12 protein-coding genes and 1 pseudogene are annotated in these 12217 nt (G+C 73.6%); 4 read left to right on the plus strand and 9 right to left on the minus strand.

Translation table 11 applies throughout. The features are described 5' to 3' along the window. The first annotated feature begins 80 nt into the window (after nt 1-80). Nucleotides 81-1142, plus strand: coding sequence for a GNAT family N-acetyltransferase (locus ACIBIW_RS00635; protein WP_399330376.1), 1062 nt, complete (start codon nt 81-83; stop codon nt 1140-1142). A 59-nt stretch (nt 1143-1201) separates the two neighbouring features. Beyond that, nucleotides 1202-2002: a sugar phosphate isomerase/epimerase family protein gene (locus ACIBIW_RS00640; RefSeq protein WP_399330378.1), complete on the plus strand. Its 801-nt coding sequence runs from the start codon at nt 1202-1204 to the stop codon at nt 2000-2002. Between the two features lie 159 nt (nt 2003-2161). On the opposite strand, the pseudogene ACIBIW_RS00645 reads toward ACIBIW_RS00640, so the two are convergent. Both ACIBIW_RS00645 and ACIBIW_RS00650 read right to left on the minus strand, forming a co-directional pair. Then, nucleotides 2162-2398, minus strand: a pseudogene (locus ACIBIW_RS00645) (IS5/IS1182 family transposase); the annotation flags it as partial. A gap of 111 nt (nt 2399-2509) precedes the next feature. After that, nucleotides 2510-2881 (minus strand): hypothetical protein, encoded by a 372-nt coding sequence (locus ACIBIW_RS00650; RefSeq protein ID WP_399330380.1) that lies wholly within the window; start codon nt 2879-2881, stop codon nt 2510-2512. A 341-nt stretch (nt 2882-3222) separates the two neighbouring features. Here ACIBIW_RS00650 and ACIBIW_RS00655 point away from each other — a divergent pair, with 341 nt between their 5' ends. Beyond that, complete coding sequence (locus tag ACIBIW_RS00655; protein WP_399330381.1) at nt 3223-3849, plus strand: TetR/AcrR family transcriptional regulator; 627 nt, start codon at nt 3223-3225, stop codon at nt 3847-3849. 18 nt (nt 3850-3867) lie between these two features. Here ACIBIW_RS00655 and ACIBIW_RS00660 read toward each other — a convergent pair whose 3' ends face one another. Both ACIBIW_RS00660 and ACIBIW_RS00665 read right to left on the minus strand, forming a co-directional pair. Next, entirely contained in the window at nt 3868-5001 is a 1134-nt protein-coding gene (locus ACIBIW_RS00660; RefSeq protein WP_399330383.1) for an XdhC family protein, read from the minus strand. Continuing rightward, entirely contained in the window at nt 4994-5692 is a 699-nt protein-coding gene (locus ACIBIW_RS00665; RefSeq protein WP_399330385.1) for a UbiX family flavin prenyltransferase, read from the minus strand. The genes ACIBIW_RS00660 and ACIBIW_RS00665 overlap by 8 nt, the downstream gene beginning before the upstream one ends. Nucleotides 5693-5749: 57 nt before the next feature. Between ACIBIW_RS00665 and ACIBIW_RS00670 the strand changes: the two genes are divergently transcribed. Then, nucleotides 5750-6499, plus strand: a complete 750-nt coding sequence (locus ACIBIW_RS00670; RefSeq protein ID WP_399330387.1) for a GntR family transcriptional regulator — start codon at nt 5750-5752, stop codon at nt 6497-6499. Here ACIBIW_RS00670 and ACIBIW_RS00675 read toward each other — a convergent pair. From ACIBIW_RS00675 to ACIBIW_RS00695, 5 genes are read right to left on the minus strand one after another with little or no spacing between them, the layout of a single operon-like run. Continuing rightward, on the minus strand, nt 6429-7526 hold the full coding sequence (locus ACIBIW_RS00675; protein WP_399330389.1) for an amidohydrolase family protein: 1098 nt from the start codon (nt 7524-7526) through the stop codon (nt 6429-6431). The genes ACIBIW_RS00670 and ACIBIW_RS00675 overlap by 71 nt on opposite strands. After that, nucleotides 7523-8374 carry an alpha/beta fold hydrolase gene (locus tag ACIBIW_RS00680; protein WP_399330391.1) on the minus strand — a complete coding sequence of 284 codons (852 nt, stop codon included), beginning with the start codon at nt 8372-8374 and terminating at the stop codon, nt 7523-7525. Before ACIBIW_RS00680 ends, ACIBIW_RS00675 begins: the two co-directional genes overlap by 4 nt. After that, nucleotides 8371-9282, minus strand: coding sequence for an FAD binding domain-containing protein (locus tag ACIBIW_RS00685; protein ID WP_399330393.1), 912 nt, complete (start codon nt 9280-9282; stop codon nt 8371-8373). Before ACIBIW_RS00685 ends, ACIBIW_RS00680 begins: the two co-directional genes overlap by 4 nt. Next, nucleotides 9279-11654: a xanthine dehydrogenase family protein molybdopterin-binding subunit gene (locus ACIBIW_RS00690; protein WP_399330394.1), complete on the minus strand. Its 2376-nt coding sequence runs from the start codon at nt 11652-11654 to the stop codon at nt 9279-9281. The genes ACIBIW_RS00685 and ACIBIW_RS00690 overlap by 4 nt, the downstream gene beginning before the upstream one ends. Further along, nucleotides 11654-12199 carry a (2Fe-2S)-binding protein gene (locus ACIBIW_RS00695; protein WP_399330396.1) on the minus strand — a complete coding sequence of 182 codons (546 nt, stop codon included), beginning with the start codon at nt 12197-12199 and terminating at the stop codon, nt 11654-11656. The genes ACIBIW_RS00690 and ACIBIW_RS00695 overlap by 1 nt, the downstream gene beginning before the upstream one ends. Nucleotides 12200-12217 lie beyond the last annotated feature (18 nt).

Below are 12217 nucleotides of genomic sequence, written 5' to 3' on the forward strand. Positions count from 1 at the left end.
CGGGCCCGAATGCCTTACCTTTGACTCAGTCAAAGAAAATTGGTGCACCGACACACCACGGCCATCGCTCGGGGGACCTCATGCAGGACCGCACGCAGTACGACACCGCCCCGCCCGCGGACAGCGGCGGCGCACAGCCACCGCCCGTCCCGGAGATCCGGGCGTTCAACCGCTTCTACACCAATCTGATCGGCGCCCTGGACTACAGCCGCCACCTCTACGTCCCCTACACGCTCACGGAAGCCCGTGTCCTCTACGAACTCGCCCACACCGCGGGCACCGACGCCGCCGACCTCCGCTCGGAGCTGTCCCTCGACGCCGGATACCTGAGCAGGCTGCTGGCGAAGTTCGAGAAGAACGGCCTGGTCGAGCGCGGCCCGTCCCGCCGTGACCCGCGCCGCCAGCACATCGCGCTCACACCGAGCGGCAGGGACACCGCGGCGCTGCTCGACGAGCGGTCGAGGGAGTCGGTGGGCGCCCTCGTCGACAAGGTGCCACCGCCCGACCGGCCCCAGCTCACCGAGGCCATGCGGACCATCACGGGCATCCTGTCCCGGCCCGCGGCCCCCGGCCCCGCCGACGTGGTCCTGCGCCCCCCGGCCCCCGGCGACCTCGGCTGGATCATCTCGCGCAACGGCGCGCTGTACGCGTCGGAGCACGGCTGGAACGCCGAGTACGAGGCCCTGGTGGCCACGATCGTGGCCGACTACGCCCGGGACCACGACCCCCGTCGGGAGCGCACCTGGATAGCCGAGCTGGACGGCCGCCCCGTGGGCTCGGTGATGTGCGTACGGGACCGGCCGCAGGCGCACGGGGAGAGCGCGGACGAGGGCGCCGAGGACACGGGCCGGGAGGGCGCCGAAAGCGGCGGCGGCGAGACCCGTGCCACCGCGCGGCTGCGGCTGCTCCTCGTGGAACCGGCCGCCCGGGGGCTCAGCATCGGCGACCGGCTGGTGACCGCCTGTATCGACTTCGCCCGCGACGTCGGCTACACCGACCTGGTGCTGTGGACGAACGACACCCTCGCCGCGGCCCGCGTCATCTACGAGCGCCACGGCTTCACCCTGACCGCCGAGGCCCCCCACCACTCCTTCGGGGCCGACCTCACAGGACAGGACTGGCACCTCTCGCTGACCTCCTGACGCCCCGCTCCCCCGCGCCACTGTGTTTCGGGCGGGAGCGGGCGGATAGGGTCCGGCCCATGAAGCTGGCCTTTTCCACCCTTGGCGTACCAGGGCTCCCCCTCGACGACGTGCTCCGCCTCGCGAGCGAGCACGAGTACCACGGCGTCGAACTCCGCGCCCACCCGGAGGAACCCGTCCACCCGGGCCTCGACGGCACCGAACGCGCGGCGGCGCGGGCGCGCTTCGAGAGCAGCGGCATCGAACTGCTCGGCCTCGCCGGATACGCCCGCGCCGCGGCCCCCGGCGACGACGAGGCGGTGGTGGAGGAGATCCGGTCCCTGCTGGCGCTCGCCCACGACCTGGGCGCCCCGTACATCAGGGTCTTCCCCGGCGCGGACCCCTCGCAGAGCGCCGAGGAGGCGGAGGCGGCGGCCGCACGGCGCCTCGGCACGGCCGCCGAGACGGCGGGCGACCTCGGGGTGCGCATCCTGCTGGAGACCCATGACTCGCACCGCACGGGAGCGGACGCCATCCGCATACTGGGCACGGTGGGGCACCGGCAGGTCGGCGCGCTGTGGGACGTGATGCACACCTGGCTCGGCGGCGAGCAGCCCCAGGAGAGCTTCGCCGCCCTCTCCCCGCACCTGGGCTACCTCCAGGTCAAGGACATCGCCTCGGCCGAGGACACCACACCGCTGCCGCTGGGCGAGGGAATCCTGCCGCTCGCCGACGTGGTGGAGCACCTGAGCCGCGAGGGCTGGGACGGCTGGCTCTGCTGGGAGTACGAAAAGCGCTGGTACGACGCGGCACCCCCGCTCCCTCCCCTCCTCACCCCGGGCCGGGAACACCTGTCACGCCTGCTGAACGAGTCCGCCTGACCCGCTGCGGACGCGGCCTGTCGCCGCCTACGGGAGTGGGGCCGCGTTGCGTTTTGCCTGCGTGTGAGACCGCCCTGCTGAAGCGTGTCGCGGAGGGTGGTGTCCGGGCAGGCCAGGGTCACCGTCAGGGCCTGCCCGGTCATGCGGTGAGGGCGAGGTGTGCATGTGGGCGACGGCTCGGACCGCGTGGTGGAGCCCGTTTCCGCGCTCGCGGCAGTCGCGGAGGGGCTTGTAGTGCTTCATGCGGGCGAAGGCGTGCTCGACACGGGGACGTACCCTGCGGTGCTCGGCGTTTTCCGCCTCCTCGCCGGGCAGCAGGGCATGTCCGGGGCGCTTTCCGGGGCGTTTGCGGTGCGGGACGACGATGCCGGTGCTGATGTACGCGCCGCCGCCCAGCCCTCAACACCCCGCGCACAAAAGGGAAATGGCTTCCTTCACTGCCTTCTGCAACACGCTTCAGGACGTTTCGTCTCGATCACTGGCCCGTTGGACCGGGCATGTCTGAACCTATGACCATCCGAGGAATCGACGGCACCACTGCGCGAAATCACGCAAGGGTGTTCCGTCGGCCCGGATCAGGCCCCGAAATTCATGGGCGTCCCGCTCGATGCTGTCCTCGGTGGGCAGGCATAAGAGCCCGAAGTAATACGTCAGGGCGGCCCGCTCACCTTCCGTCAGAGTCCCCCACTCGCCACGGTTGCCTCCGCAGGCACGGGCCAGTTCGTCCGTGAGTGCGCCGTAGGCCCTGACCTCGCCATGCCATTCTTTTTTCCAGTTCTCATAATTCGCAAAGAGACGCTCCACGTCTGCCTGTTTCGCCGTGCGCCGACTGATCTTGAAGATCAAGTCGCCCTGCGCGTCCGCGCGTTTACTGGCCATGGCGTTCCTTTCTCTCTTCCGGTTTCGTCAGGGTCGCCCAATGGCCCGTCCGGCAACAGCACCGGCGCGGCGGCGGTCGGCGAGTCCGGCCGTCCCGCTCGCGACGACTGCCGCGGCGACCAGTCCCGCTTCGGACGACATGTCCGCGCCCCTCCCCGCCCCCTCCTTCTGTTCCGCCGGAGGACATCCGCACCAGCGGGCACGCCTGGCGGACAGGGCCGCCGGGACGTAACCCCCGATGCGCCCCGGCGGCATGCCCAGTCTGGGACATCAGACCACCCGCATGGAACCGTTTTCTAGAAAAATATTCTAGAATCCGGGGTGTCGCATACGCTTGCGGCATGAGCGGCAAGCAGCACCGCGGGGAAGCCACCGTCGAACGACTCCTGGACGCTGCTTTGCGGGTCTACCTCGCGCAGGGCGAGAAGGGCTTCACCGTCACGGCAGTCCGGGACCTCAGCGGTGTCAGCATGGGCAGCCTCTACCACCACTTCGGCAGCCTCCGGGGCTTGCGGACCGCGCTCGCGGAACGCTGGACGGGCGTGCTGATCACGGAGATGACCACGGCCCTCCAGCAGCACGAGAACACCCGGGACGCCGTGCACGCCCTCGTCGGGGCGTACATGCGCTTCGTCCTCGACAACCGGGACGCCGCGCTGTTCCTGCACATGGCCGACACCGACCGGGACACGATGACCCGCGGCAGAGAGCTGCGCGACCTTCAGGAGGCCCGTCTCTCCCCCCTGGAGCAGTGGGTTCGGCCCCGTATCGCCTCGGGCGAACTCGCCGACCTGCCTCTCCCCCTGATCGAGTCCCTCCTGCTCGCCCCGATCGTGGCGACCGCGCGCCGCTGGCTTGCCGGCATCCATGACATGGACCTCGCCGAGGCGACACGCATCCTCCCCGAGCGCATCTGGCTGTCCGTCAGCGCCGGTCCGACAGCCGCATCCGGTCCGACGAACCGGTGATCCAGGCGACACACCCCGCTACGCCGCCCCCGCCTCCTGCCGGTCGCGGTGGATGGCGCCCGTCAGTTCGGTCAGCCGCCGCCCGGTGCCGCCGTGGCGCAGGGCGACGATCTCCGCGGCGATGGAGACCGCCGTCTCCTCGGGGGTGCTCGCGCCGAGGTCCAGGCCGATCGGGGAGGCGAGGCGAGCCAGGTCGGCCGCGGTGGCCCCGGCCTCGCGCAGCCTGGCCTCACGGTCGCGATGGGTCCTGCGGCTGCCCATGACGCCTATGTAGCCGGCGCCGGTGCGGACGGCGGCCAGCAGGAGGGGGATGTCGAACTTCGGGTCGTGGGTGAGGACGCAGATGGCGGTGCGCTCGTCGATGTCGGGTTCGTTCTTCTCCAGATAGGCGTGCGGCCAGGCGCACACCACCTCGTCGGCGTCGGGGAAGCGGGCGGCGTCGGCGAAGACGGGGCGGGCGTCGCAGACCGTCACCCGGTAGCCGAGGAAGGCGCCGATGCGGGCGGTGGCGGCGGCGTGGTCGACGGCGCCGAAGACGAGCATGCGCGCGGGCGGGCGCAGCACCTGGACGAAGAGCCGGGTGGTGTCCTCCCGCCGGTCGGCGGCCGGTTCGCAGTGATGGAGCCGGCGCACGGTGGTGATGCCGCTGCGCAGCGCCCGCCGGGTCTCCTGGGCGGCGGTCCGATCGAGCGCGGCGTCGGCGCCCAGGGTGCCGTGGGTGGCGGCGCCGTGGACCAGGAGGGTGGCGCCCAGGGGCGCGGGGCCCGCGAGGGAGGTGGCGAGGGCGGCGGGTTGGTGGTGGTCGAGGGCGGTCATGAGGGCCGTCCAGGCGGGGGCGCGGGGGTCGACGGGCCTGATCAGGATCTCCAGGGTGCCGCCGCAGGTGAGGCCGACGGCGAAGGCGTCGTCGTCGCTGACACCGTAGGTGACGAGCTGGGCCAGGCCGGTGTCCAGGACCTCCTGGGCTGCCTCGTAGACGGCGGACTCGACACAGCCGCCGGAGAGGCTGCCGATGACGCGCCCCTCCCGGGTCACCGCCATCGTCGCGCCGGGCAGCCGGGGCGCGCTGCCGCGCACGGTGACGACGGTGGCGAGGGCGAAGGGCTCGGCGGCGGCGGTCAGCGCCCGCAGCCTGGGCAGGAGTTCACGCATCGGGGGTGGCCTCCTCCGGGTCGGGACCGGTGGCGTGTCCCTGTTCGTGACCGGTGGCGCGGGCGGCTCCGAGGGTGCCGCTCCAGCGGGTGTAGAGGGTGTGGGGGACGCCGAGGATGTCGAGGACCTTGCCCGCCACGAAGTCGACGAGCTGCTGGACGTCGCGGGCGCCCGCGTAGAAGCCGGGCGAGGCGGGGACGACCACGGCGCCCTCGCCGGAGAGGTCGGCGAGCTGCTGGAGGGTGACGCGGCGCAGCGGTGCCTCGCGCGGTACGAGGACGAGCCTTCTGCGTTCCTTGAGGGTGACGTCGGCGGCGCGCTGGATGAGGTCCTTGCTCATGCCGCAGGCGATTCCGGCGACGGAGGCGGTGGTGGCGGGGACGACGGCCATCCCGCGGGTGGGATAGCTGCCGCTCGCGGGGCCCGCGGAGAAGTCGTTCTCCTTCCACACCACGGTGTCGCCCGGGTCGCGGCCGATGAACGCCTTGACGTCGGTGCGCCAGCGCGACTCGTGGAAGCTGAGGCCGGTCTCGTCGAGCATGGTGAGCCTGGCCGCCCTGCTGACGACGAGGTCGACGGACTCCCCCGCGTCGAGCAGCGCCCTCAGCACGGCGGCGGCGTAGGGGGTGCCGCTGGCGCCGGTGATGCCGAGCACCCAGGGTGTCCTGGGTGTGGTTGGCTGGTGGTCCATGAGGGGCCTTTCGCGAGGCGCGGGCGAGGCGATCGAGGCGGTGCGCTGGGAGTGTCGGTGGAGGAAGCGGCGGCGGAGGCCGCCTGGTCGCCGGGGCGGACCGGGGAGCCGACTGCGGGCGAGCGGGAGATCCTTCGGGTGCTCGGCCGCTCCCCCGGCGGCGAGAGCGTGGGCGACGCGATCCTGGTGTCGGTGGGGGCGGCGATCATCGAGGGGCGGCTGCGGCCGGGCGACGACCTGAACTCGGTGGATCTCGCGCGGCGCTTCCGCAGCAGCCGCACCCCGGTGCGGGAGGCGCTGGCGACGCTGGAGCGGGAGGGCCTGGTCGAGATCGCGGCGCGCAGGCGGCCGCGGGTGCGGCGGCTCGGGCTCGCGGAGGTGCGGGAGATCTACGAGCTGCGGGCGGAGCTGTACGGGCTGGTGAGCCGCCGGGTCGTCGCGCACTGCACCGACCGGGAGATCGGTGAGCTGGCCGAGGTGCAGGAGCGGTTGGAGCATTTCGCGGCGGCTTCTGAGCTGGACGGGTACTTCTGGGCCAATGTGGAGTTCCGCAACACGGAGGCGAGCCTCGCGGGCAACGGGACGGTGCGGGACGTGCTGGACTCGGTGGGCGTCAGGACGCTCCAACTGCGGCACCTGAGCCTGTCGCTGCCCGGCCGGCTCGCGACGTCGGTGGAGGACCACCGGCGGTTGACGCGGGCCTATGCCGACCGGGACGCGGAGTTGGCGTCGGCGCTCACCCGGTCGATCGTGCGGCGGGGTCTCGCGGCGGTGGAGCGGTCGGGCTGGTCGGGGTTCTCGGACTGACGTCGGCGGTGGGTGCGGGGTCGATGAGGTGGGTGCCGGAGAGGACCGCGCTGCGGGCCCCGGGCTCGGGGCCGAGCGCGTCGTACGCGTCGACGGGCCGGTCGAGGCGCATCGGGAACGGGTAGTCGCTGCCCAGCACGACGCGGTCGGGCCCGGCGAAGTCGAGCAGGTGCCGCAGGGCGGCCTCGTCGTGCAGGACGGTGTCGAACCAGAACCGCCCGGCCAGTTCGCGCGGGCTCAGCTCGCCCTTGGCGCGCGCGGCGGGCGGGGCGGCGGTGAAGCCGCGGTCGAGGCGGCCGATCTGGTACGGGAAGAAGCCGCCGCCGTGGACGAGGAGCACCCTCAGACCCGGGTGGCGTTCGAGGACGCCGCCGAGGGTGAGGGCGGCGGCGGCGAAGGTGGTCTCCGAGGGGTTGCCGACGAGGATGTGCAGGAAGAGGCGGCGCATCCGCTCGGGCACGTCGAGTTCTGCGGGGTGCACGATGACGGGGGTGCCGAGTTCCTCCGCGGCCTCCCAGAAGGGTGCGAGGGAGGGGTCGTCGAGGCCGAGTTCGCCGACGCGCGCGCCGATCTGCACGGCGCTGTGCCCGAGTTCGGTGACGGCGCGGCGCAGCTCCGCCGCGGCGTGCCCGGGATGCTGCAACGGCACGGCGGCGGCCACCAGGAAGCGGTCGTCGGTGGCGCGGAGTTCGGCCGCCGAGTCGTTCTGGACGCGGGAGAGCCACAGGCCGTCGTCGGGGTCGAGGTCGTATCCCGCGAGGTCCATCCAGGGGGCGACGAGCTGCGCGTCGACGCCCGCCGCGGCCATCCACGCGAGCCGGGCGGGCACGTCACTGAGCTGGGGCAGCAGGGGGAGGCCGCTCAGCCGGCCCCCGACGTCGACACGGGTGAGGACCTTGCCGCCGGTGTCCTGGGCGACGAGGCGGACGCCGTGCCGTTCGCCGTCCTCGCGGATGCGCTGGATGGCGTGGGCGCCGACGTGGTGGGCGTGGGTGTCGAGGACGCGTTCGGTGGCGGGGGTGTTCACGCGGTGGCTCCTCCGGCGTGGGCGCTGACGCGGTCGAGGAGCACCGCGAGGGCGTCGGTGACGGCGGTGGGCCGCTCCAGGGGCGTGAGGTGGCGGGTGCCGGGGACGACGGTGGCGGGGCCGTCGGCGACGAGGTCGGCGAGGGCCCTCGCCATGGCGGGCGGGGTGGCCTTGTCGTCCTCGCCGACGAGGATGGACACCGGGTGCGGGATGGCGGGCGCGGAGGCGCGGAGGTCGGCGGTGCCGAGCATGCGGCAGGTGGCCTCGTAGGAGTCGAGGTCGCCCGCGGTGAAGACCTCGGTGAGGTGGCGCATCAGGTCGGGCTCCCGCTCCCGGAAGGCGTCGCCGAACCAGCGGGTGAGCTGGAAGGGGATGAGGGAGTCGAGGCCCTTGGCGCGCGCGGCCGCGGCGCGCTGTTCCCAGTCGGCGGGGGCGGTGGGCCCGTACCAGGCGGTGGTGTCGACGAAGAGGGCGCCGGTGGTGCGCCCCGCGTGGGCGGCGGCGAACGCCTGGGCGACGCAGCCGCCCATGGAGCAGCCCACGATGGTGGCGTCGGGCCAGCCGACGTGGGTGAGGAGGTCGGCGAGGTCGTCGGCGAACTGTCCTGTGGTGTAGGGGCCGGGGGGCCTCTGGGAGCGGCCGTGGCCCCGGCAGTCGTAGGTGACCATCTCGGCGCGGCCTTCGAGGAGCGCGGTGACCCGGGACCACAGGGAGCGGTCGAGGGCGAGGCTGTGCACGAAGGCGATACGGGGGGAGCCCGCGGGCGCGGGGTGGTGGGTGTAGGAGAGGGTGACGCCGTCGCGTGTCACCGCTTCTGCCTGGGTGGGCGTGGCGGGCGTGCCAGTCATCGGGGGTCTCCTGGGCGGTGCGGGGGCCGGTTCCCGGCGCGTTGGACGGCGGTGGTCAGGGCGCGCCGGGTGAACTCGGCGATCATGTGGGTCTTGTAGGCGGCCGAGCCCTTGACGTCGTCGAAGGGGCGGGTGGTGGCGGCCGCGCGGTCCGCGACGGCCTCGACGAGCGCGGCGTTGGCGGGGGTGCCGAGGAGGCCGTCGGGGTCGATCGCGGCGGGCCCGCCCTCGACGGAACCGACGGCGACGGACAGCCACCGGGTGCGGCCCGCGGGGTCGAGGGTGACGGCGGCGGCGACGTGCACGCAGGCGTACTCCCACACGCCGCGGACGAGGAACTTCTCGTAGGCGGAGCCGGTGCCCGGCGGGGGCGGCGGCAGCCGGAAGTCCTGGATGAGTTCGTCGGGGCGCAGCCGGTCGAGTTCGGGGATGGTGAGGCTCCTGGTGCCGCCCGCGCTGCGGACGGTGGCGGTGGCCCCGGCGGCGGTGAGGGCGACGGGCGGGTCGTGGGTCTCGTCGCGGGCGGCGACGTTGCCGCCGAGGGTGACGAGGCGGCGGATGCGGTCGGTGGCGACGGAGCCCGCGGCCTCGGTGACGACGGGCCAGAGCCGGGCGGCCCCGGGGTGGGCGGCGAGGGCGTCGAGGGTGGTGCCCGCGCCGATGGTGAGGTGTCCTTCGCGGCTCGTGACGCCGCTGATGCCGGGGAGTGCGGCGAGCGAGACGAACGCGGTGGCGTCGGGCGGGCGGCGGTCGTGGCGGCGCAGGGTGAGTCCCACACCGCCGCCGAGGGGCCTGGTGCCGTCGGCGGCGAGCAGGCGCAGCGCCTCGTCGAGGGTGGCGGGGGTGAGGAGGGCGACGGGGGCGGGCGCCGGGTCGGTGGGCGGGGGCGCGGTGTCGAGCGTGGTCATCGGGTGTCGCCCTCCTGAGTGGCAGGGGCGGTGTCGTGCGGCCCGGCCTGCTGCTGCCGGTTCTCGCGCATGCCCCAGAAGATCTTCTCGGCGGTGATGGGGAGGTCGTGGACGCGTACGCCCACGGCGTCGGCGACGGCGCTCGCGACGATCGAGGGCACCGGGTCGAGGGCGATCTCGCCGACGCCCTTGGCGCCGAAGGGCCCCGTGGGCTCGTAGGAGTCGGCGAACTCGATGTGCAGCTTCGGCATGGCCTCGGCGGTGGGCAGCTTGTAGGCGTCGAAGTTGGGCCGGGTGGGGGCGCCGGCCCGCCAGTCGAAGCGCTCGGTGAGGGCCATGCCGAGGCCCTGGGCGATGGCGCCCTCGACCTGGCCCTCGGCGAGCGGGGGGTTGAGGACGGTGCCGCAGTCGACGGCGGCGGCCAGTTCGAGGACGCGTACGGTGCCGGTGGCCGGGTCCACCTCGACCTCGGCGGCCTCGGCGACGAAGTTGTAGGCGCCGGACTCGTTGCCGTAGCGCTGCTGGTCGGGGAACTCGGAGGGGTTGTCGAAGGAGCCGACGCCGACGATGGGCTGCCCGTCGGGCCGGTACAGCTCGGCGCGTACGACGGTGCCGACGGGGGCGCTCACGGGGTCGCCGCCGTCGGGCCCCGGCGGGCCCTGCACGATGCCGTCCTCGACCCACAGGTGGGCGGCGGGGCGGTGGAGCTGGCGCTCCGCGGCGTGCAGCAGTTGCCGGCACGCCTCCTCGGCGGCGCGTTTGACGGCGTTGCCCGCGACGTAGGTGACGCGGCTGGCGAGGGCGCCGAGGGCGTGGGTGGTGAGGTCGGTGTCGGGGCGCGGCACGGACACGTCGGCGACGGGGATGCCGAGTTCGGCCGCGGCGATCTGGGCGAGGGTGGTGCGGGCGCCGGTGCCGATCTCGCCCTCGCCGACGATGACGCTGGCGCGGCCGTCCTCGGTGAGGCGGACGATGGCGGAGCTGCCGTCGTAGTCGCCGAAGCTGCGGCGTCCCGAGACATGGACGCTGACGCCCATGGCGAGGCCGCGGTTCGGGAGGCGCGCGGCGCGCTTGGCGTCCCAGTCGATGGCCTTGGCGGCCTTGCTGATGCACTGCTTCAGCTCACAACTGGTGATCTTGTGGTTGTGCGGGGAGACGCTGCCCGCCTCGACGGCGTTGCGCAGGAACAGCTCAGGCACCTCGATGCCGAGGCGGTCGGCCGCGAGATCCCACGCCTGGCCGACGGCCCAGTCGGCGGAGGGGTTGCCGAAGCCGCGGAAGGCGCCCGTGGGTTCGAGGTTGGTGTAGACGAGGCGGGAGTGGGCGCGCACGGCGCGGTAGCGGAAGAGGGCGTCATGGCGGACGGTGGCGGCGCCGAGCACGGCCTGCGCCTTGCCGGTGTACGCGCCGTTGTCGGCGGTGACCTGGATGTCCTTGGCGGTGACGAGGCCGTCGGCGGTGAAGCCGAGCCGCACGGCGTACCGCATGGGGATACGGGGGTGGCTGGCGAGGAACTCCTCCTCGCGGGTGTGGACGAGCTGGACGGGGCGTCCTGCCTTGCGGGCGAGGAGGGCGCAGATGACGGAGGCGTTGTCGTCGCCCGACTTCCCGCCGAAGCCGCCGCCGACCTCGGTCTGTACGACGCGCACGGCGCGCAGCGGCAGCCCGAGGGCGGTGGCGTAGCGCTGACGGGCGAGGAAGGGGGTCTGGGTGTTGACCCAGAGGCTGACGCGGTCCTGGGACCACTCGGCGGTGCAGCCGATGGTCTCGATGGCGGCGTGCCACTGGCGGGCGCTCTCCCAGGTGCCCTCGACGACGACGTCGCTGCGCTCGAACCAGGCGTCGACGCCGCCGCGGTCGAAGCCGAACTCGTGGGCGACGTTGCCCGGGGCGTCGTCGTGGACGAGGGGCGCGCCGTCCGCCAGGGCCTCGTCGAGGCTGAGGACGGCGGGCAGCGGCTCGTACTCGACGTGGATGAGTTCGGCGGCGCGGCGCGCGGTCTCGGGGTCGCGGGCGGCGACCGCGGCGACCTCGTCGCCGACGTAGCGGACCCGGTCGATGGCGAGGGGGTAGAGGTCGGGGCGGAAGGCGCCCCACTTGACGCCCGCGGTGTCGGCGCCGGTGATGACGGCGTGGACGCCCGGCAGCCGCTTCGCGCGCGCGGTGTCGACGCTCAGCACCCGCGCGGCGGCGTGCGGGGAGCGGACGACGGCGCCGTGCAGCATGCGCGGGACACGGGTGTCGGCGGCGTACCTGGCGCGGCCCGTGACCTTCTCGACGGCGTCGATGCGCTCGACGGCGCTGCCGATGAGCGGGGGCAGCGCGGCGTGTCCGAGGTCGACGCCGGTGAGGGGGAGTTCGCTGGTGGACATCAGTCCTCCTCGGTGTCGTTCGCGGCACGCTGCCTGGCGACCGCCTCGCGCGCGGAGTCGAGGATCTTCACATAGCCGGTGCAGCGGCAGTAGTTGCCGTCGACGGTGTGCCGTATGCGGTCCTCGTCCGGCTCCGGGTCGTGGTCGAGGAGCGCGCGTACGGCCATGACGTGCCCCGGGGTGCAGAAGCCGCACTGGAACCCGGAGCAGGAGACGAAGGCGTCCTGGACGGGGTCGAGTCCGCCGGGGCCTTCGAGCCCCTCGACGGTGCGTACGTCGCGGCCGTCGACGAGGCCCGCCATCTGGAGGCAGGCGGGGACGGCCTCGCCGTCGACGATGACGGTGCAGGCGCCGCAGTAGCCGATCTCGCAGCCCGCCTTGGTGCCGGTGAGGTCGAGGTCGTGGCGCAGGACCTGGAGCAGCGGGGCGGTCGGGTCGGCGACGTACAGGTCGACGTCCTCGCCGTTGAGCCGGAAGCTCAGGCGCGTCGCGGGGGCCCGGGGGCCCGCGGTCGCGGGGGCGGTGGGGGTCTGGGGCGTGGCCATGGCTGTCCTTGCCTGGGG

The sequence above is a fragment of the Streptomyces sp. NPDC050560 genome, from assembly GCF_044457285.1.
Lineage (GTDB): Bacteria > Actinomycetota > Actinomycetes > Streptomycetales > Streptomycetaceae > Streptomyces.

Bases quoted from the DNA above. Each gene is read 5' to 3' on its own strand.
- ACIBIW_RS00685 (WP_399330393.1), bottom strand. From the start codon at position 9,282: ATGACCACGCTCGACACCGCGCCCCCGCCCACCGACCCGGCGCCCGCC.
- ACIBIW_RS00650 (WP_399330380.1), bottom strand. From the start codon at position 2,881: ATGGCCAGTAAACGCGCGGACGCGCAGGGCGACTTGATCTTCAAGATC.
- ACIBIW_RS00640 (WP_399330378.1), top strand. From the start codon at position 1,202: ATGAAGCTGGCCTTTTCCACCCTTGGCGTACCAGGGCTCCCCCTCGAC.
- ACIBIW_RS00655 (WP_399330381.1), top strand. From the start codon at position 3,223: ATGAGCGGCAAGCAGCACCGCGGGGAAGCCACCGTCGAACGACTCCTG.
- ACIBIW_RS00690 (WP_399330394.1), bottom strand. From the start codon at position 11,654: ATGTCCACCAGCGAACTCCCCCTCACCGGCGTCGACCTCGGACACGCC.
- ACIBIW_RS00660 (WP_399330383.1), bottom strand. From the start codon at position 5,001: ATGCGTGAACTCCTGCCCAGGCTGCGGGCGCTGACCGCCGCCGCCGAG.
- ACIBIW_RS00635 (WP_399330376.1), top strand. From the start codon at position 81: ATGCAGGACCGCACGCAGTACGACACCGCCCCGCCCGCGGACAGCGGC.
- ACIBIW_RS00680 (WP_399330391.1), bottom strand. From the start codon at position 8,374: ATGACTGGCACGCCCGCCACGCCCACCCAGGCAGAAGCGGTGACACGC.
- ACIBIW_RS00665 (WP_399330385.1), bottom strand. From the start codon at position 5,692: ATGGACCACCAGCCAACCACACCCAGGACACCCTGGGTGCTCGGCATC.
- ACIBIW_RS00695 (WP_399330396.1), bottom strand. From the start codon at position 12,199: ATGGCCACGCCCCAGACCCCCACCGCCCCCGCGACCGCGGGCCCCCGG.